The following is a 20,014-nucleotide window of genomic DNA, read 5'->3' on the forward strand; positions in this document are numbered from 1 at the left end:
GTTCTATCCTTGATGTTTGGATTCCCAACCAAGTTTCGATCGTAATGTATCATAATAATGATAATCAAGAGGGTGAAGCAGACGTAAGTGGTGGCGGTTTTTTTGAATAGCCACTTTTTGCCCAGGTTTTACCATTCGAGACTCATGACCATCACAACTCACTCGCAAATCAGTTTCGTTAAATTGACTGATATGCAGCTCTATTTGCGACTCCCCATCAATTACTATAGGACGAGAACTCAAACTGTGAGAAAACATAGGTACAAGAACAATAGCATTGAGTTGCGGATGCATAATTGGACCTCCCGCAGATAAAGCATACGCCGTGGAGCCTGTAGGAGTCGATAAAATCATACCATCAGAACGATAATGGCTGACTAATTGTTGATTGACATATACTGAAAACTCAATCAAATGAGTTTCTTTGCCACGTCCTAAAACGACATCATTAAGTGCATCTCCTTCAAAATAGATATGATCTTCATCATAAATACGTGTATGCAACAGAAAGCGTTTTTCCTCTTTATAATGCCCTTCTAAAACAGCACTTAATTGGGTTTCAAGTTCATTAGGCAAAATATCAGTGAGAAACCCTAACCGTCCTCTATTGATCCCAATGACTGGGGTATCTACTTTAATGGCCATGCGCGCAGCTGAGAGCAAACTGCCATCACCACCGATAACAATAATTAAATCCTGTTTTTCGCCCATATTTTCTCGAGCTAATATGGGTAATTCCACGCCAAATCCTGTAGCCGTATCAATATCCTGATAGACGTGCACGTCTTGCTTTTTCAGAAAATCAATTAAACGATATAAACTCTCACTGACTCCTTGATTGGCTCGGTGCTGACGCGCAAACAATATAATCCGTTTAAATGAATAATTATTCTTCGATATTTGCTGATCTTGATGCTTTTTTTCGTTCATGTTCTTTCAATGATTTTTTTCTTAAGCGAATAGAATCAGGAGTTACTTCTACTAACTCATCATCATCTATAAATTCCAGTGCTTGCTCTAAAGTTAATTTTACTGCAGGTGTTAAGATGATATTTTCGTCTGAACCTGAAGCGCGAATATTCGTTAATTGTTTTTCTTTAGTTACATTGACCACTAAATCATTATCACGAGAATGAATTCCAACAATCATTCCTTCATAACATACTGTTTGGGGTTCAACAAATAGCCGTCCACGGTCTTGTAAATTAAACAGAGCAAAAGCACGTGCCATACCTTGGCAATTAGCAATTAATACACCATTGGTTCGTTTGCCAATACGTCCTTTAATCGCGGGCCCATAATGATCATAAACATGATACATTAAACCAGTACCTGAAGTAGACGACAAAAATTCATTATGAAACCCAATAAGACCTCGCGTAGGAATCATATAATCAAGGCGTACACGTCCTTTTCCATCCGGGACCATATTTTGTAATTCGCCTCGTCGTTCACCTAATTTTTCCATAATAGTACCTTGGTGATGTTCTTCAACGTCTACCGTGAGATGTTCATAAGGCTCTTGTTGCTCTCCATCAATTTCACGAATAATCACTTCAGGTTTACTTATCGCTAACTCATAACCTTCACGTCGCATGGTCTCAATAAGAATGGCTAAATGTAATTCACCACGCCCAGAAACTTTAAACTTATCTGGATCATCACAATCGTCAACACGCAAAGCAACATTATGCAACAACTCAGTTTCCAGACGCTCACGAATTTTTCGTGAAGTCACAAATTTGCCTTCTTGACCTGCAAACGGTGAGTCATTGACTTGAAAAGTCATACTGATGGTTGGTTCATCAACCGATAGCACAGGTAATGCTTCAACGACGCTAAGATCACAAATCGTATCAGAAATTTTAAGTCCTTCAATCCCCGTAATTGCGATGATATTTCCCGCATTTGCTTCCTCAACTTCGACACGCTCAAGGCCTTTAAATCCTAATAATTGTAATAAACGACCCGAACGGATATTACCCTCTTTATCAATAATCTTTACTGCCGATTTTGCTTTAATTTGCCCACGCGTGATTCGTCCTATTCCAATAGTACCCACATAAGATGAGTAATCTAATGAGCTGATTTGCATCTGAAAAGGCCCCGTAGCATCTACTTGAGGCGCTTCCACTTTATCAATAATTGTCTGCAATAAAGCACTCATATCCGTGGCTTCATCTTCTAAATGAAACTTTGCATAACCATTTAAAGCGGAAGTATAAACAACAGGAAAATCCAATTGCTCATCAGTGGCGCCTAAATTATCAAACAAATCAAAAACTTGATCCATAACCCAATGAGGTCTAGCACCTGGGCGGTCAATTTTATTAATGACAACAATAGGATTTAATCCGCGTGCAAAAGCTTTTTGCGTCACAAAACGAGTCTGTGGCATAGGACCATCTACTGCATCTACCAGCAATAATACACTGTCAACCATGGATAAAATACGTTCCACTTCGCCACCAAAATCGGCATGTCCTGGGGTATCCACAATATTAATTTGATGATTTTTCCAATAGACGCATGTATTTTTCGCAAGAATAGTAATGCCTCGTTCCTTTTCTAAGGCATTAGAATCCATTACCCGTTCAACCTTAGGTGCTCTCTCATTTAGAGTACCGGTTTGCTGTAGTAACTTATCAACTAGAGTGGTTTTACCATGGTCAACATGCGCGATGATGGCAATGTTGCGAATCTGATCAATCATAAAATAACCTTTGAAGGAAAAAGCAAGTACTTGTACATAGATTTGACATTATACCTCAATAGAACATCAAAACCTATCTGATTCTTGTATTTTAGTATAGCAAAATTGCTTTCGTGCTTGAGTAAGCCAAAACAGGTCCGAAATAAAAATCATACAATGGGAGTTCGATATAAAAAATAAAATGTTTTTTTATATCAAACCGATCCCATTTAGAACTTACTTAAAACTACAAACCATAATGATTCACTCTTAACTAACCTTGTGAGAACCTGCTAATTATTTTTTAACTGCTAAAATAAAAATGAGGGGTTAAAAATAGGGAGTAATTATGAAACAGCTAATTTTACATCCCACTGATATTAGCCAATGGCATGCATTAGTTAACGAGGCACAAGCTGCGACTCAGCTTATTTTGAGTGAAAACACAGAAAGTTATTTAGTATTTCTGTTAATGCGTTTTTCTCAAGGACCTAAATTAATTGAATCCATAGTTGCACTCGATTTCCTAGAGTCCATGCATAGGCCACGAACACTGCAAATGGAATTACTGCGCGATGTGGGAGATAAAAGCTTATTATTTTGTGGTCTTTTTCCTGGAATTGCCAAAAAGAGGCATGTCAGTCTTGAGTATTTTTCCGAGATGGGACAAGCAGCTTATTTGACTGTTGGAGAATTAGAAGGAAGACATTCTGAAAATATATATTTTCAATTAAGCGAGCAATTTCTAATCTTACAGCAAATATTACAAGCCATGCGAGGTGAATGCGTTGAAATTATTCAAGGAACGCCTAATAGTTTATCTTCCATCAAGATACGTTTACAATAAACAACTAAGCCTGGGAGAACCATTCCCAGGCGTGGATTATCCTTTATGAAATAACATGGTGATATCTATAGGATCAAAAGTATATTTCTGATTGCAAAAATCACAACGAATAGATACTTCACCCTGTTCTTTTAGTAATTCTTTTGCATCCTTTTCACCTAATACAGTAAGTACTTGCTTCATTTTATCAAGACTACAGCGACACTTAAAACGCGTTTTACGACGGTCAAATATTCTTATTTCCGTTTCATGATAAAGTCGGTACAGTAATGTTTCATTATCCAAAGTCAGTAATTCGTGCTCACTCACTGTTTGACCCAGATGTACCGCATATTCCCAAAATTGCTCTCTATGTTGCGTATCTTGGCCGGGCATTAACTGCAGCAACATTCCTGCAGCAGCATTTTCATTCACTGCTAACCACACGCGAGTAGAAATTTGCTCCGATTGAGCAAAATAATTCATTAAATTTTCACTCATAGATGTGGATTGAATAGGAACCATACTTAGGTAAGCATTGGTTTGATTATTTTGATTAATAGTTAGAACCATTTGTCCTTCAAGAAATGCACTTGCATACTCTTTTGTTTCTAGATCTTCAATAAATTGAGCAAAAGCTCTCACATTGAGCTCATGATCGCATTGGACTAATAGTAATGGAAGTCGTTTATCTCCTTGGAACTGTAAATTTAAACTCCCCTGGAATTTGATACTGGAAGCTAAAAGCAAACATGAAACTAGTGCTTCTCCCAATAAGTTTTTAACCATTGGAGGATAGTTTCGTTGATTCATAATGGTTTGATAAGTCTCTTCGATGTGAACGATTTCACCACGAATATTTGCATGTTCAAAGATAAAGCGTTGCAAGGAATCGGATTGTTTCATAAACGAACTCTAAAAAATTACGGCAACCACTAAGGGGCAATGACATTCTGAAGTATAACATAATTTTTTTGTAATTTTCCTGGAGAAAAAATGATTTTGAACTATGCTTTTAAAACCCACACTAAAATTTTAAGGATGAAATCATGATTGATAAAAACATACTCGCCCCCTTATTTAAAACTATAGACAAAGTTGTTTTTGGTATTAAAGAATCTGAAGAACCTGAAACCAAACCCGAATTTATTGAAATAGACACTGAAGAAGAGTTTGATGTAGAACGTTCTACTAATTAATAGTTGATTCCTAATACCTATGCGGGCAATAATCGCTCTTTTTTGAGTGAGAAGCCTTTAGTATGTTGAACAGCCAACAAATGGCAGCAGTACGTCATATAGACGGACCTTTATTAGTTCTTGCTGGAGCTGGAAGCGGTAAAACACGAGTTATCACGCAAAAAATAGCTTATTTAATTAATACATGCGGCTATGCCGCCAATACGGTATGTGCAGTAACTTTTACCAATAAAGCAGCCAATGAAATGCGTGCTCGCGTTGCAGCCGTTCTACCCCCAGCGACTCGAAGAGGTTTAAAAGTAGCAACCTTCCATACTTTAGGCCTAAGTATTATCAAACGCCACCTTGACTTATGCGATTTAAAAAAGGGCTTTTCTATTTTTGACAGTGAAGATTGCGTACAAATCTTGCGTGGTTTTTTACCCGCGAATAAAGCTACAGAGCGAGAATTCATCCTTCAAATTCAACAACGTATTTCACGTTGGAAAAATGATCTACTTACCCCAGAACACATCATGAATAATTCCTATGATGTTCCCTATTATGAAGAAGCTGCTTTGCTTTATCCACGGTACCAACAGGCGCTTAAAGCATATAATGCTGTAGATTTTGATGATTTGATTCGTCTCCCTGTAAATCTTTTAAGTGAACACACTTCAGTATCAACCTATTGGCAAAATAAGATTCGTCATTTATTAGTTGATGAATATCAAGATTCAAACACAAGCCAATACTTATTGGTAAAAAAATTAACTGGAATACGAGCGCACTTTACTGTTGTAGGTGATGACGACCAGTCAATTTATGCCTGGAGAGGAGCAAAACCTGAAAATTTAAAACAATTACAGCAGGATTATCCGCAATTAAAGATAATAAAATTAGAACAAAATTATCGTTCAACCAATATTATTTTACATACCGCAAATCATCTTATCGCGAATAACACACATTTATTTGAAAAAAAATTATGGAGCGAGTTCGGCCATGGTGAATTATTAAGAGTTATTCGTTGTAAAGATGAACACGATGAAGCGGAACAAGTCGTTGCTGATCTAATTAGTCATAAAATACGTGCTAGAACCCAATATGGGGATTACGCATTATTATACCGTGGCAATCATCAATCCCGTATTTTTGAAAAAGTACTTCGCCATTATGGAATCCCTTATCAAATTAGTGGCGGCCAATCTTGGTTTGCTAAAGCAGAAGTAAAAGATATCTTTGCCTACTTGAAATTATTATGTAACACGTCAGATGATGCCGCATTTTTGCGAATCATCAATACACCTAAACGAGGCATAGGCGAAACAAGCCTTGATGCTTTAGGTCATTATGCACAAAATAAAGGAATAAGTCTTTATACTGCATCGGATCATCTTGCACTTAGTGAGCATATTGCTGAAAAACCACGGGCCGCTTTACTTACTTTTAAATCATGGCTGGAAGAAATAAAACTACGAGTCACTACCGGTTCTATAGTGGAACATCTCAAACAAATGGTAGAGGCCAGTAATTATGAGGCTTATATTTATGAACTCTGCGACACCCCCGCTAGGGCACAAAAAAAAATGGATAATGTTTGGGAATTATTAGAATGGATTGAGCGCCTATTAACCAAAAATCCAGAGCAAACCTTAGCTGAAGTAATTAATAAACTCATTTTAATTGATATTCTCGATCAAGCCGAGAAACAAGAAAATGATGCCTTACAACTCATGACGTTACATGCATCAAAAGGATTAGAATTTCCTTATGTTTACTTAGTAGGTATGGAAGAGGAATTATTGCCACATCGAGTCAGTATTGATGAAGACCAAATCGAAGAAGAAAGACGACTTGCCTATGTGGGTATTACTCGCGCACAAAAAGGCTTATGCTTTACTTTAGCCAAACAAAGACGTCGCGCCGGTGAAGTACAAGACTGTTTGCCAAGCAGATTTTTAGATGAACTTCCCGCGGAGCACCTTGAATGGTTCGGTAAAAACGTAGAACGTTCTGAAGAACAATCGAAACATTTAGCGAAAACTCATTTGGCTGGATTGAAAAGTTTACTACTTGAGCAGTAATTTACAAAAATTATTGTAGCTACAACACAGCACAGGCTACAATATATAGATATGATTCATCCCAATTAATCTACTGGTACCGGCACCATGAGTAAAAACCTTATCCTATTTACTGTTGCACTGGCCATGTTCATGGAAGCGGTAGATACCACCATTATTAACACAGCAATTCCTGTGATGGCCCAAAGTCTGAGTGTGGATCCTATAGATTTGAAATTAGCGCTTATCAGCTATCTTTTGAGCTTAGCAATCTTTATTCCTATTAGTGGTTGGATAGCAGATAAATTTGGTATAAAAATAGTTTTCATAATTGCTCTAACTGTATTCACTTTAAGTTCCATTTGGTGCGGATTTACAAATAACTTAGAGGAATTAATTTGTGCTCGCATCGTTCAGGGTATAGGTGGATCATTTACGGTACCTATCGGACGTTTGATTATTTTGCGAACCTGCGAGCGACATGAATTAATTACAAAAATGACCATGGTAATTATGGTTGCCTCGGTAGGAATGATGCTAGGGCCATTATTAGGAGGAATAATTACTTCTCGTTTTTCTTGGCGTTGGATTTTTTGGGTCAATATTCCTGTAGGAATACTCACAATAGGTTTAGCAAGCAAATTATTACCTTATCTAGCTCCTCGCCAGATCCCTCCTTTGGATAAATTAGGATTTGTCCTATTTGGCAGCGGACTAGCTACTCTAACTTTTGGTTTATCCATGATCAGTGAATCCAATGTAACATTGACGCAAACATCCATGATGTTACTTATCGCGCTTTTGTTATTGGGTGGATATATCAAACATTCTTACAAAAGAAAGCATCCTATTGTTCAGGTAGAACTTTTACATACCCGTACTTTTTGTATTTCAGTAATAGGAAATCTATTAACGCGCTTAAGTTTTGGTGGCGTTCCTTTTTTATTACCCTTACTATTACAAATCACCTTAGGCTACTCACCAAGCCTATCCGGCTTATTGCTCACCCCCGTAGCATTAGGTGTATTTTTAGTAAAACCTTTATCCGTTCCTATACTGCGTTGGCTTGGCTATAAAAATTTATTAATAATTAATACATGCCTTGTGAGTCTATCTCTTTTGTCTTTTTTTTCAATTAACTCGAGCTCTTCTATTTACGATATTGGAATTTTAACGTTTACTTATGGGTTCCTGGTTTCATTGCAGTATACCGGTATGAATTCACTTGCGTATGCGAACATTAAAGAAAATGACATGAGTGCAGCCACCAGTATTATAAGCACCATCCAGCAATTATCCCAAAGTTTTGGCGTCGCTATTTCGGCAATATTGGTCAGCTTTTTCACCTATAAATACTCGGTGCATCCTAATTTTTCGGTTAAAATCTTCCATGACACTTTTGTTGCTCTGGGGGCGCTTACTTTTCTTTCAGGAATTATTTTCACATTCCTAAAAAGAGAAGATGGATTGGAACTCATTGAAGTTCCTGCAACCAAACTCTTATAAGGGAGCAGTAGCATTAATAATGCCCTTTATTTTCCTCAATTCCATCAGGATAATTTACAGTTTTTGGCATACATTACGAATTATGTGTAATGTATTAGAATTTTTAAACAAAATGATCTATGATAGCAACGCATTATTGCTGTTTTGCAAAAAAATAAAAAAAATTTGAGAAAAAAACAGCACAATTAATAAAATAATGCTACAATGTGGTAGTTACAATTTAGGAAATTAACATGTCAGAAAAAATTCGCGGTACAGTAAAGTGGTTTAATGAGTCCAAAGGTTTCGGTTTTTTAGAAAGTGGCGGTAAAGATTATTTTGTTCATTTCAGTGCAATTCTAGGCACCGGGTTTAAAACTCTTGCAGAAGGTGCAACAGTAATGTTCAAGCCAAGTAACGGACAAAAAGGTCCGCAAGCTGAAGAAGTTGAAGTAGTAGCCTAATATATTTATTAAAACCCTATTTGCTTTAATACAATGTTATTTCTGGGATAGGGTTTTCCAGCAAAAAGTTATTATTCTTCCCTAAATAAATAACAGCATCGATTGGTTGTTAGTAACATCAAACTTGTTTATCATGTTTTTATAAATAATAAGCGTACCTGTAGTAACAGCTAAAATACAAGGAATCGTATTATGGTTAAAGAAATTGCAGTTATCGTTGGAAGTTTACGCAAAGAATCCTTCAATCGAAAAATGGCGCATCAGCTCATTTCTCTATCCCCCTCCTCCTTAAAACTACAAATTATTGAGATTGGTAATTTACCTTTATACAATCAAGACTTGGATGATGAAAATAGACCGCCAGTTGCTTGGACACAGTTTCGTGAGCACATAAAAGCATGCCAAGGAGTGCTATTTGTCACCCCTGAATACAATCGCTCTGTTCCTGGGGTACTGAAAAATGCAATTGATGTAGGCTCCCGTCCTTATGGCCAAAGTGTTTGGGGGAAAAAACCTGGTGCAGTAATCAGCGTTTCTCCTGGAGCTATTGGTGGATTTGGTGCTAATCATCATTTACGACAATCTTTTGTATTTTTAGATATCCCCATCTTACAACAACCAGAAACATACATTGGAGGGGCTGGAGATTTATTTGATAGCCAAGGAAAAATCAAAAAGGAAGAAACTTTAAAATTTATTAAAAAATTCATAGAGGCCTATGCTGCTTGGGTTGAACTAAACACCTCCAAATAAATCTACTGTCATTAAAAAAACATCAGTTATAGATAAAGATTCTATAAAATCGAGTCGAAATCGAGGTGTGTTGACACCCTAGTTCCGTTCGAGATAATGATCTGATCGCTTATCCATAACTCACGTTAGTTAACTTCACAGACTAGGTGGAAAATAGAACTCTAAGGATATAGAATAGTGAATACAGCCAGTTTGCCTACGCTAAGTCAATTATAAAATCTATGACCAATAACTACGAGCAGTTTGAACAACGTAAACAAGATCATATTAAGTTAGCCTTAATGCCTGAAAATCAAACTACTGATTTAAGTACTTTAGATAATATTGATTTGGTACATGAAGCGCTTCCTGATTTGAATTTTGATGATGTCTCTATTGAAGGGACTCGATTTGGTCAGGCAGTTAAAAAGCCTTTTCTTATTAGTTCCATGACCGCAGGACATCGTCGTGCAAAACACATCAATCGAAACCTTATTGAGGCCTGTGCACAAAATGATTGGGCAATGGGTGTAGGCTCGCAAAGACGCGAACTTACTGATCCTAAAGCAGCCTTTGAATGGCAACATTTACGTCAAGATTTTCCAGAGGTACACTTATACAGCAATTTAGGGATAGCCCAATTAATTGAAACATCGATTACAGACATTCTACGCTTAACTGATGCCTTACAGGCGAATGCATTAATTATTCATTGTAATCCCTTGCAAGAATGTATGCAGCCTGAGGGAACAACAACATACAAAGGTTGCTGGAATGCATTGACAAATCTGGTAAAAAATTTGCCATTGCCAATTATAGTTAAAGAAACAGGCTGCGGTTTTTCACGTGAAACCATGATACGCTTAAATGATATTGGTATTGCCGCAATTGATGTAGGAGGCTTAGGTGGAACACACTGGGGGAGAATTGAAGGACACAGGGCAATTCATGATCCAATTCGACAACAGGCAGCCATAACTTTTCGAAACTGGGGAATTGACACTGCAACTTCAGTCAGACTTGCCATGGAACTCAAACCCTCTTACGAAATTTGGGGATCTGGCGGAGTTACTAATGGTTTAAATGCCGCTAAGCTTTTTGCTCTTGGAGCAACAACTGTGGGCTATGCAAGACCTTTACTCGAAGCAGCACTAAAGTCATCAGCGCAAGTCAGTTTGTGCATGCAGACAATAGAATACGAGTTAAAAGTGGCCATGTTTTGTACTGGCAGTAGAGTACTCGCAGACTTGACGAAAAAACTAGGGTAAAGATAATAGGCTCAAATTACAGAAATGAGACAAATGCGAACGCAAGCGTTCACTTAATGGCGTCAAATTAAGGGAAAGATGAGGTTTCGAGGAACTCACGGTTTCGAAAGAACGTCACCCTCCGCGAAAGCGGAGGGTGACGATTTGCCTAGAGACGAAGATTGATCCTTAAGTTGACGACATTAAGCGTTCACTGTATCCTTCAAATCTTCAACGCAGCATCGTTCTGCTTCGTCAACGCTCTTAACTAACTTCACAATTTAATTTGTTGAAAAAAAGATTCTCTAAAACCATCAAATTCGCAAAACTTGGGGCTGATTATTAACTGTTATCATTTTCTCAAGTTCCGATTTAAGGTTATTAAATGCCTTCGTTCTTATTTTAAACAATTCCTTAAGCGCAACTAAATCGCCTGCTATCCCCTGCTGTTCGGCGGAATCGTCCCCTACTGCCCACTGTCTCTGAACTTTATATATTGCAAAATGACTACCTAATTTAGAAGCAACATCAAACCAATGTTCATATTGTTGAGTTGTCCAATTATAAAATGTCCTTGATGATTTTGGCCGGGAGGTAAATTGAGGTACAGGAACAAAGGGAACATTAGAGCAGTATTCATCAATCACGTGCATGGGGAGTAGCTTTTGAGCACCACCAACCTCTTGTCGCCATTGCTTATCAATTGCATTCCAATTCCTAACAGCGTGAAGAGAGTTAACTTGTATCTGCAATTCTCTAATGATGGTATTTTCGAAATCAAAATGCATCTCCGTAATTGTTTTTCCATTAAGACTATAAGTGACTTTCTCTGTATTAATCTGGTGATATTGAGCAAGCAGTTGTACCAATACTGCTTTACCTTTTGTATTATTAGGAATGCATTCTAGCATTGTTTTCCACATGTGTTCATCGAGGGCCCAAAGCGCGTATTCAAAAGCACTGATGTGCTCAAAGGTTCGTCCAGAACAATCCGTTATATTGCCCTGTTGAAAAATTAAATGGATATTTTGCTCTAACAGTTGTTTAACTGCATCATGCTCCCCACGTACTACATGGTGCAATAGTTTACGAACATCAATCATTGGCTTAAAGAATTGGTAATGCTCTTGAGTGACTATCGCATAATTTAATAAATCAGGAGTCAAAGACCGTGTTCCTATTTCATAGTTGATATCTTGTAAATTATCAAATTTATCTTGCATGCTTACCCTACTATTAAGTGAGACTAATTTGAAATTACTACTAAATCAATACAACTTTGTATCGTTATTATCCAGTGCATTTTGAATAAAATTTAATTTGAGAAGTAAGTCTTTAATTTCATGTACGGTTAATTGCTGTGTATTATGAGAGGTATAATCCTCAAAATTAGAAATAATTTCCTCGCCTTCAACAAAATATTTTTTATAATTCAGATCTCTATTATCCGCTTGAATACGATAATACCGACCCATATCTTCTGCTTTTGCCATTTCTTCCCGAGAAATTAAAGACTCATACAATTTTTCACCATGACGAGTGCCTATAATTTTCACTTCACTCTTACTTTTAAAAATTTCAATTAATGCTTGGGTTAAATCAGCAATAGTGGATGCAGGTGCTTTTTGAATAAAAATATCGCCTTGATTGGCATAAGAAAAAGCATGTAATACCAAATCAACTGAATCTTCCAATGACATTAAAAATCGAGTCATTTTAGGATCAGTTATGGTTAATTCTTGTTTCGCTTTGATTTGCTCCACAAAAAGAGGAATTACAGATCCTCTTGATGCCATGACATTTCCATAACGTGTGGCGCAAATAATAGGGCCATTTTCAGAAACAACTCGGGATTTAGCAACAACGATCTTTTCTGCCATCGCTTTGGAAATCCCCATAGCATTAATCGGGTAAACTGCTTTATCAGTACTTAACACCACTATTTTTTTTACTGAGCGCGCTATTCCGGCAGCCAAAACATTATCCGTACCAAGAATATTAGTGCGTACCGCCTCCATGGGATAAAATTCACATGAAGGTACTTGTTTCAAAGCTGCAGCATGAAAAACATAATCCACGCCAATCATAGCATCGGCTACTGATGCATAATCGCGAACATCACCAATGTAAAACTTTACTTTGTCATTATTCAGCTCATTACGCATGTCTTCTTGTTTTTTTTCATCGCGGCTGAAAATTCGTATTTCACGGATGTCTGATTTTAAAAATCGCTGTAAAACAGCATGTCCAAAGGATCCTGTTCCTCCGGTAATCATCAGAACTTTATTATTGAACATGCTTATAAATCCTCATATAAATTTTTTGACTCATGCATTAAAGCAACTAATTGTGACCAATCAGGAGCAACATAACCCGTTGCTTGTTTAAAGCGTTCGCCATTCAGTGAGCGATCAATCATAAGTTCCTCATCTGCCAAGATACTTATTTTTTTCTTGTAAATTTCAGCAATTAGCGAAAGCAACTCATATTTATTAATTGGAGTCGCGGCAACATGATAAAGTCCCCACAGTTCGGGTTTAGGGATAACATAATCACGCATCACTCGTGCTAATTCAAAGGTAGGCAATCCTGAAAAAATAGCGTTCACATACCCCTTTACGGATACCTGCTGCGAAAGGAACCATTCAACCAATGCTGTTTTACTATTAAATTCATGGCCTATTATTGAGGTACGCAGGGTAATTGCATGTGAATTATCTGTAATTTCACCAATAAACTTTGATTTACCGTATAAATCTTCTGCATCTGAGGGATCATTTTCGGTATAAAAACCTTTTTTCCCAGAAAAAACGCAATCCGTACTTACATGAATCAGTCGTGATCCAGCCAATTGGCACAATCGTGCTAATTGGTGGGGCAACATCGCATTAATAGGCAATGCAGATAAAGGATCTTTAGCGCTTGATAATTGTTTAATTAATCCAATGCAATTAATGACCACATGAGGACGAATCTGAGCAAAGACTTTACACAAAGTATCTAAATTGAGAACATCAACATCAGAAATAAGGTAAGGATGAAAAGAACTTGGAATATATTTTAAACTCGCTCTACTTCTTAAAGTGCCCCAAACTTCAAAATCATTCTGCTGATTAAACGTATGAAACACTGCACTTCCCAGCATACCAGTTATACCTAAAACCAGAACTTTCAAATCAGTCTACCTCTTTTTTAATTTTTTTATTAAGAATTTCAATGAGTCGGCGACTTTGCTGCGTCATTTCGAAATGCTCCAGAAAATAAGCTCGCCCCGATCTTCCCTGTTTTTCTCGCTCTGAAACAGGCATATAATATAATTTTTCCATATTTTTAGCCAGCGCATCAGCATCTTCAGCTGGCGCTACTAATCCTGCTTGCGCCTCTTTAACAATACGAGCCCCTTCGCCATCTAATGCAGCCAAAATAGGTCGCCCTGCTGCTAAATAAGCTTGAACTTTGCTGGGAATTGTATAAGAAAAGAGCTTATCCTTTTTTAATGTGACTAAAAGAGCCGCTGCTTTAGAAAAAATATGAGGCATTATAACAGCAGGAAATCGACCAGGAATTAATACATTTTTTATCTTTCTTTGAGTAATTTGAAGATACAGCCAGTCGCTCATACTACCACTACCGATTAAAATAATTTTGCATTGAGTTAAATGTGCGATCTTCTCCGCAGCATTAATAATCGTCTCAAGTGATTGAGCAGTACCCAAATTACCTGCAAAAACAAAGCAAGTCTGGGACTCTAGCTCTGATAATAAGTGGGCAGGAAGATCCTTATGAGTGGTAGATCCCGCTGATGAATCTAAGAATGAATTTGGATAATATACCACTTTTTCCAACGAAGTGTACTTTTCCATTAACGTGGGAAATGCCTTTGATTGCACCAATAAAGTATCCGCAGCAGCATAAATACCTTTTACAAGATAGCCAATGATCTTTAATAAAAAATTATTTCGAATAAATCCTGTCGCTTGAACACTTTCAGGCCATAAATCCTGTACCCAAACCGCGAGATGTGCTCTTAAACGCCATTTTAAATAAATCGCTGGTATCACTGAGGTAATTGGAGAAGGGACAAATACAAAAATAACATCAAACTGCTTCTTTCTGACAAACCGAGGAAAATAATAAAGACCATTAACAATAAATGATAAGTAATTTAATAATAGTTTTTTTCCACCTTGACCTCTAGGATAAAGAGGCGCTCGATGAATAGGAATTTCATGAAACATTTCTGTATAATGGCCTGAAGCACGATAGCCCTCAAAAAGAACACCTTCAGGATAATTGGGCTTTCCAGTAACGACCTCGATTTGATGTCCTTGCGCTGTAAGACACTGCACCAATTCATTTATAATAAATGTTTCTGGCCAAAAATATTGTGAGACGACTAAAATTTTCACTTGTTTCTTTTATTAATTGATTGAGTTTTTTATGTAACACTTTATAAGTAAAAACTCTTTAGAGCGGATGTTAAGAGATTTTTCCACAGAGTACAACCAAAATAAAAGACAATTTTTCCAGATATTATCTAGATAAATACCTTATAGATTTCGACATATAAATATTATAAAATCATTCATGCGTAAATTCTTGTTACAATAAATCGCTAAACTCATACAGAGGTATAATGCTTAAAGTGGCAATCACAGGAGCAAATAGCTTTATTGGCTCTCATTTGATCGAAAAATTATCATCCTTAAATGTAACAATCAATGCATTATACCGAAACGCTCCTCGAATGAATAATCATTATAATAATGTGCATTTTTATTCTGGAAATTTGCTAGAAAGTGCAACACTTAAAGATTTTATAAAGGGATGTGACGTAGTAATTAACCTCTCCTATTTATGGGAACATGATTGTACACAAAATTTAGAAGCGATAAGAAATTTAGCAGATACCTGTGTTTCTCATAAAATAAAGCGTTTCATTCATTGCAGTACGACCTCGGTATATGGAACTGTAGTGATAAATAGTGTTGATGAAGATACTCCTTGTAATCCTCAAACAGAATATGCAAAAACGAAGTTTGCCTTGGAAAATTATTTGTTAGAGCATTACATCTCTTCCTTTGAAATAATGATTTTAAGACCAACCCAAGTTTTCGGCCCTAGAGGTAAAAATCTTCTGAAACTAGCGGATGATCTAATTAAAGGTTCTTCATTGAAAAATTATTTAAAGTCTAGTTTAATGGCTAAGAAACCCATGAATCTTGTTTGCGTTGATAATGTAGTAGGAGCCATTGAATATTTGGTTTATCTAAAAAAAAGCAATAAATTCATTTACATAGTCTCGGACGATGATGCTAAAGCAAATAATTTCCATCAAGTGGAAAGTTATCTCATGAGTCAGTTAAAGATTCCTGATTACTTCTTTCCCTATTGTTCTCTTCCTTTATTTTTATATAAAAATTTGTCTCGAATAATGGGTAAAGGCTCAATTAATCCCAAAACCATTTATTATGGTAAAAACCTTACTGATGCAGGCTATATTAAACCCGTTAAGTTTGAAGATGGTTTGGCCAAATTTATGGAATGGTATAAACTAAGAATCGGCAATAAGGTTCGTTGATGAAGATATTAAATGTAAATTTTTCCATAGATCCTGTAAATGGAGGAGGCACAGCTGAAAGAACAAATCAAATGAGTAGATATTTAAGTCAAAAAAATCATGATTGCACCATTCTTACTTTTTTCTCCAATCCGAATAATGAACATATTGATGAGTTCAAAAATATCAAATTAATTATACTCCCTTATTTTTTAAAGCGCTTTTTTATTCCAAAAGGTGGATTCAAACAAATAAAGAAAGCCGTGCATGAAGCAGACATTATTCATATTATGAACCATTGGACTATTTTGAATGCAATAGTTTATTGCTATGCTCGTTATTTTCGCAAACCTTATATAGTTTGTCCTGCCGGTGCTCTCCCCATTTTTGGACGTTCTAAGATCTTCAAAAAAGTATACAATTTGATTATTGGTAAGCGTATCATTAATAATGCTGACGGATATATTGCCATTGCAGAAAACGAGATAGAACACTATAAATCTTATGGAGTTGATAAAGAGAAAATCACTTTGATTCCAAATGGAGTATTCGTAGAAGATTTTCAAGAAATTAAAACGGTCAAACCTAGAATAAATTTACCCGAAAAATATATTTTATTCATGGGCAGACTAAATTTCATAAAAGGTCCGGATCTAATCTTACATGCATTTGCGAACTTACCTAAAGAATATGATATTTATCACTTGGTTTTTGCGGGTCCAGATGGCGGTATGCTCTCTTCTCTCCAGGATAGTACAAAAAAGCTGAATCTTAGTAGCAGAATTCATTTTCTTGGAGGTGTATCTGGGATAGATAAAAATTATGCATATCAGAACTGTTTATTTTTAGTAGTTCCTTCTCGCCAGGAAGCTATGTCTATAGTTGTGGTGGAAGCCGGCATATTTTCAAAACCTGCATTAATTACTAATCAATGTGGTTTTGATTTAGAAGATATAGAAGCAGGATATGTAGTTCCTCCAAGTATAGAAGGTATAGAGCAAGGTTTAATAAAAATGTTTGCCAGCACTCGAAAAATTGAAATGGGAAACAGTTTACATAAACTTGTCCTTAAAAATTATACTTGGTATTCTGTAGGGGAAAAACTAAGCGTTTTATATAAAAGTATATTAGAAAAATAGAGTAAGAAGATCATCTTACTTTTAATTTTCGTAACTGTTCAGCAATTATTATTCAGGAAGCTCTTGATGTTTAAGCCTGATGGGACTTTTAGTCCAAAATTTCATTAACCAGTTATAACAGAGATTAATTAAGCATAAAAGCACAGGAATAAAAAGGCATTCGATCAAATTAACCACTCCTAAATAAGGAATATTTAAACCAGAAACACACCAATAGCCTAATATTAACCCTAGTTGTGCTAATAAAAACTTATTGTTTAATGCTAAGTAAATAATTAGTTCAAAACAACACAGTAAGAAACATATACTTGCCATGCCCCAGAAAACCACACTTGGAGAGTTAGTATAATTCAATATACTCACCAATCCTGGCAACGAGGAAAACATAGTCTTCTTAGTATTTTTATAGTTATTGGGTTTTAAAACCTCACGCGTATAAATGCCTATATCCCCTACAGAAGGTTTTTCCATAATACCTTTCTTAAAAAAATTCCAACCTGATTGGGGAAAAGCTGTAGTTGCCATGACTCCTTCTACTCCAACCCATCTACCTATAAATAATTTTTTTAATTGCGAAAGTTGTTTACTAGTTTGTCCAATGAAGGATGGTGAATGATACTGTGCAAAATAATAGGAACGCCCCATACTCACCAAAATTAAAGATAATAGTGCATAACCAATAAAACTAAAAATTAGTTTTCTATGGTGCCATACTAATGCTTTCGTTAAAGAAAAATTAAGATTAGAAAGAACTATTATAATATAAGGTAGTGTCCAAAAGAGATATACAGAACGACTTAAGGAAGATAAAGAGGTAATAAACGCCAACAAACAAACAGAGTAAAATCGATTTTTCTTTTGCCCTAAACTTTGATCCCACCCTAAAAATGCAGCCATTAATAAGGGAATAGCAAGAGCCATAATCCAAACAATTACTGCATTTAGATGAAATGGCAAGACCAGTTGCGGTCGTAATCCCGTAATAGAAATATGAAAAAAAATATTTATTGCATTGGTCAGAAACCCCAAAAAAAGGATTAAACTCCAGGCTAAATTATGATGTTTTGTATACCATAAGGGAGCACTCGATTTATTTGCTTTCTTTGTTTTATTTTTCGTACAAAAGAAAAATAAAGTATTAACTGCTAAAATCGCGCATGCAGCTAGGGATGATACCCATAAAACTTGATCCCAAGATGCCGAGCTGAAGTTTGAGCTCCAGTAGCCTGTTGGTTCGATAAAAGGAACCTTTAAAATCAAACAAGCCATGAGTTTTGCCCAAAAGCCCAGAAAAAGCATGATCTGGATGTAGAAAATAACATACGTTTGAGAACAACAAAGCGCTGTAAATAATATTGCCAACCAGCTAAGATCAAAAATAGCGTAATAAAAAAGTGAACCCTGGTAAGCCTCTATGCCCGCTAAAGAGATAATAAATAGGACTAAAATCAACATAATTCCATATTTAATACCCATGAACTTTAAAATCATTTGCTAGCACCTTGAATTTTTTTTATATAGATTTTTTTTAAAAATGCATTTAAAGTAATCCGATAAAAATCCTGCTTAAGAAGTTGGCTTAAGTCAAGCTTTATAGCAGTAGCTATATAATGTATGGCTGTTTTATATCGTCCTGACTCTAGATGTGTTCGCGCAGAAAATAAATAAGACCGACTTAATATTTTGTCTTTAATATTAATTAACTTCTCATCAGTAATCATTTTAAATTCATTTTTCATCAACGTTATAAATTCATCAGCTGCTTCCGGACTTACTTTGTTTAAGGATAATGCTTGAGCATGTAACCTAGAATAACCTAGTACTTGAGGTATGTACTTAAACTTACCTATTTTTGCCAAACGTAATTGATAGGCATAGTCAGGCATTAAACGATATTTGCTGTCCCAACCCCCAATTTGGTTGAATGCTGATTTCAAAAAAAATGCACCCACCCCAATTCTACATTTTGCATGAATAATAAAGTCATAATAATCATATTCAGGGGCTGTATGCTTACGGATAATTTCAGACTTGGAATTAATTACATAATTATCTGGATAAGTTAATACAATATCAGTATTTTCGAGAAATGCATTAACAGTAGTGCTTACTGCATTTTTTGTTAAAAGGTCATCTGCACTTAAATACCCAATTATATCTCCTCGGCTTAATTGCCATCCTTTATTAAGAGTAGCTGCTTGCCCCATATTAGCATGTGAGTCGAAATAAAATGTACCTTTATATTTTTTTAAAAATTCGAATGTATTATCCGTGGATCCATCATCTAAAACAATCAATTCAATATTCGGATAATCCTGCGATAAGACACTCTCTATTGCTTCTTCCAAATAAGGCATACCATTGTAAGCAGGAATTACAATAGAAACTAATGGATGTAGGTGATTCAATATCATCTTCTCTTATATAAAAATTATGTAAAATATTACATAAATTAATGTACACCATCTATTATTGGAAATATTACCTAAGGGGTGAATGGTATAACAATTAGTGAAAATTGTCAGTACATTATGAAATTTTAGTAATCTTTCTACTCCTTAAATTGCACAAATATTAATAGATCTTTGTGAGTTATACTAAGTCTCCGTATGCATCGAACTGGTT

Annotated in this window: 18 protein-coding genes; 9 read left to right on the forward strand and 9 right to left on the reverse strand. The window is 35.9% G+C overall.

Going from position 1 to position 20,014, the window contains the following annotated elements; all coding sequences use genetic code 11:
* Positions 1-3: 3 nt before the first annotated feature.
* Positions 4-930, reverse strand: coding sequence for an NAD(+) kinase (locus tag Lgra_RS05140; RefSeq protein WP_058498204.1), 927 nt, complete (start codon positions 928-930; stop codon positions 4-6).
* On the reverse strand, positions 887-2,713 hold the full coding sequence (typA, locus tag Lgra_RS05145; protein ID WP_058498205.1) for a translational GTPase TypA: 1,827 nt from the start codon (positions 2,711-2,713) through the stop codon (positions 887-889). Before typA ends, Lgra_RS05140 begins: the two co-directional genes overlap by 44 nt.
* A gap of 328 nt (positions 2,714-3,041) precedes the next feature.
* Between typA and Lgra_RS05150 the strand changes: the two genes are divergently transcribed.
* Complete coding sequence (locus tag Lgra_RS05150) at positions 3,042-3,539, forward strand: hypothetical protein (RefSeq protein WP_058498206.1); 498 nt, start codon at positions 3,042-3,044, stop codon at positions 3,537-3,539.
* Positions 3,540-3,575: 36 nt separating this feature from the next.
* Here the strand turns inward: Lgra_RS05150 and hslO are convergent, their stop codons facing one another.
* On the reverse strand, positions 3,576-4,424 hold the full coding sequence (gene hslO / locus Lgra_RS05155; RefSeq protein ID WP_058498207.1) for an Hsp33 family molecular chaperone HslO: 849 nt from the start codon (positions 4,422-4,424) through the stop codon (positions 3,576-3,578).
* Positions 4,425-4,567: 143 nt separating this feature from the next.
* Here hslO and Lgra_RS17980 point away from each other — a divergent pair, with 143 nt between their 5' ends.
* The 6 genes from Lgra_RS17980 (at position 4,568) to fni (ending at position 10,711) form a co-directional block, all read left to right on the forward strand.
* Positions 4,568-4,717: a hypothetical protein gene (locus tag Lgra_RS17980; protein ID WP_165482864.1), complete on the forward strand. Its 150-nt coding sequence runs from the start codon at positions 4,568-4,570 to the stop codon at positions 4,715-4,717.
* Positions 4,718-4,779: 62 nt separating this feature from the next.
* Entirely contained in the window at positions 4,780-6,783 is a 2,004-nt protein-coding gene (locus Lgra_RS05160; RefSeq protein WP_058498208.1) for a UvrD-helicase domain-containing protein, read from the forward strand.
* 87 nt (positions 6,784-6,870) lie between these two features.
* Positions 6,871-8,268: a DHA2 family efflux MFS transporter permease subunit gene (locus Lgra_RS05165; protein ID WP_058498209.1), complete on the forward strand. Its 1,398-nt coding sequence runs from the start codon at positions 6,871-6,873 to the stop codon at positions 8,266-8,268.
* Positions 8,269-8,501: 233 nt separating this feature from the next.
* Positions 8,502-8,711 carry a cold-shock protein gene (locus tag Lgra_RS05170; protein WP_058498210.1) on the forward strand — a complete coding sequence of 70 codons (210 nt, stop codon included), beginning with the start codon at positions 8,502-8,504 and terminating at the stop codon, positions 8,709-8,711.
* A 192-nt stretch (positions 8,712-8,903) separates the two neighbouring features.
* Positions 8,904-9,464 (forward strand): NADPH-dependent FMN reductase, encoded by a 561-nt coding sequence (locus Lgra_RS05175; protein ID WP_058498211.1) that lies wholly within the window; start codon positions 8,904-8,906, stop codon positions 9,462-9,464.
* Between the two features lie 221 nt (positions 9,465-9,685).
* Positions 9,686-10,711, forward strand: a complete 1,026-nt coding sequence (gene fni / locus Lgra_RS05180; protein WP_058498212.1) for a type 2 isopentenyl-diphosphate Delta-isomerase — start codon at positions 9,686-9,688, stop codon at positions 10,709-10,711.
* A gap of 293 nt (positions 10,712-11,004) precedes the next feature.
* On the opposite strand, the gene Lgra_RS05185 is transcribed toward fni, so the two are convergent.
* The 4 genes from Lgra_RS05185 to Lgra_RS05200 are packed head-to-tail and all read right to left on the reverse strand — an operon-like array spanning position 11,005 to position 15,099.
* Complete coding sequence (locus Lgra_RS05185; protein ID WP_058498213.1) at positions 11,005-11,913, reverse strand: hypothetical protein; 909 nt, start codon at positions 11,911-11,913, stop codon at positions 11,005-11,007.
* A 45-nt stretch (positions 11,914-11,958) separates the two neighbouring features.
* Positions 11,959-12,987, reverse strand: a complete 1,029-nt coding sequence (locus tag Lgra_RS05190; RefSeq protein WP_058498214.1) for a polysaccharide biosynthesis protein — start codon at positions 12,985-12,987, stop codon at positions 11,959-11,961.
* Between the two features lie 2 nt (positions 12,988-12,989).
* A complete protein-coding gene (locus Lgra_RS05195) occupies positions 12,990-13,865 on the reverse strand; it encodes a dTDP-4-dehydrorhamnose reductase family protein (RefSeq protein ID WP_058498215.1) in 876 nt (291 codons plus the stop codon).
* Between the two features lies 1 nt (position 13,866).
* The gene (locus Lgra_RS05200) at positions 13,867-15,099 is read right to left on the reverse strand and encodes a glycosyltransferase family 4 protein (RefSeq protein WP_058498216.1); all 1,233 of its coding nucleotides are present in this window, start codon (positions 15,097-15,099) and stop codon (positions 13,867-13,869) included.
* A 227-nt stretch (positions 15,100-15,326) separates the two neighbouring features.
* Between Lgra_RS05200 and Lgra_RS05205 the strand changes: the two genes are divergently transcribed.
* Positions 15,327-16,271, forward strand: coding sequence for an NAD-dependent epimerase/dehydratase family protein (locus Lgra_RS05205; RefSeq protein ID WP_058498217.1), 945 nt, complete (start codon positions 15,327-15,329; stop codon positions 16,269-16,271).
* Complete coding sequence (locus tag Lgra_RS05210) at positions 16,271-17,389, forward strand: glycosyltransferase (RefSeq protein WP_058498218.1); 1,119 nt, start codon at positions 16,271-16,273, stop codon at positions 17,387-17,389. Before Lgra_RS05205 ends, Lgra_RS05210 begins: the two co-directional genes overlap by 1 nt.
* A gap of 48 nt (positions 17,390-17,437) precedes the next feature.
* On the opposite strand, the gene Lgra_RS05215 is transcribed toward Lgra_RS05210, so the two are convergent.
* Together Lgra_RS05215 and Lgra_RS05220 are read right to left on the reverse strand one after the other, a co-directional pair.
* Positions 17,438-18,880 (reverse strand): hypothetical protein, encoded by a 1,443-nt coding sequence (locus tag Lgra_RS05215; RefSeq protein WP_058498219.1) that lies wholly within the window; start codon positions 18,878-18,880, stop codon positions 17,438-17,440.
* The gene (locus tag Lgra_RS05220; RefSeq protein WP_420795197.1) at positions 18,877-19,797 is read right to left on the reverse strand and encodes a glycosyltransferase; all 921 of its coding nucleotides are present in this window, start codon (positions 19,795-19,797) and stop codon (positions 18,877-18,879) included. Before Lgra_RS05220 ends, Lgra_RS05215 begins: the two co-directional genes overlap by 4 nt.
* Positions 19,798-20,014 lie beyond the last annotated feature (217 nt).

Origin of the sequence: Legionella gratiana, from assembly GCF_001467695.1 — a bacterium.
In the GTDB taxonomy this organism is placed as follows: domain Bacteria; phylum Pseudomonadota; class Gammaproteobacteria; order Legionellales; family Legionellaceae; genus Legionella; species Legionella gratiana.

Bases quoted from the DNA above. Each gene is read 5' to 3' on its own strand.
- Lgra_RS05150 (WP_058498206.1), top strand. From the start codon at position 3,042: ATGAAACAGCTAATTTTACATCCCACTGATATTAGCCAATGGCATGCA.
- Lgra_RS05215 (WP_058498219.1), bottom strand. From the start codon at position 18,880: ATGATTTTAAAGTTCATGGGTATTAAATATGGAATTATGTTGATTTTA.
- Lgra_RS17980 (WP_165482864.1), top strand. From the start codon at position 4,568: ATGATTGATAAAAACATACTCGCCCCCTTATTTAAAACTATAGACAAA.
- Lgra_RS05185 (WP_058498213.1), bottom strand. From the start codon at position 11,913: ATGCAAGATAAATTTGATAATTTACAAGATATCAACTATGAAATAGGA.
- fni (WP_058498212.1), top strand. From the start codon at position 9,686: ATGACCAATAACTACGAGCAGTTTGAACAACGTAAACAAGATCATATT.
- Lgra_RS05165 (WP_058498209.1), top strand. From the start codon at position 6,871: ATGAGTAAAAACCTTATCCTATTTACTGTTGCACTGGCCATGTTCATG.
- Lgra_RS05140 (WP_058498204.1), bottom strand. From the start codon at position 930: ATGAACGAAAAAAAGCATCAAGATCAGCAAATATCGAAGAATAATTAT.
- Lgra_RS05205 (WP_058498217.1), top strand. From the start codon at position 15,327: ATGCTTAAAGTGGCAATCACAGGAGCAAATAGCTTTATTGGCTCTCAT.
- Lgra_RS05190 (WP_058498214.1), bottom strand. From the start codon at position 12,987: ATGTTCAATAATAAAGTTCTGATGATTACCGGAGGAACAGGATCCTTT.
- hslO (WP_058498207.1), bottom strand. From the start codon at position 4,424: ATGAAACAATCCGATTCCTTGCAACGCTTTATCTTTGAACATGCAAAT.
- Lgra_RS05170 (WP_058498210.1), top strand. From the start codon at position 8,502: ATGTCAGAAAAAATTCGCGGTACAGTAAAGTGGTTTAATGAGTCCAAA.
- Lgra_RS05210 (WP_058498218.1), top strand. From the start codon at position 16,271: ATGAAGATATTAAATGTAAATTTTTCCATAGATCCTGTAAATGGAGGA.
- Lgra_RS05175 (WP_058498211.1), top strand. From the start codon at position 8,904: ATGGTTAAAGAAATTGCAGTTATCGTTGGAAGTTTACGCAAAGAATCC.
- typA (WP_058498205.1), bottom strand. From the start codon at position 2,713: ATGATTGATCAGATTCGCAACATTGCCATCATCGCGCATGTTGACCAT.
- Lgra_RS05160 (WP_058498208.1), top strand. From the start codon at position 4,780: ATGTTGAACAGCCAACAAATGGCAGCAGTACGTCATATAGACGGACCT.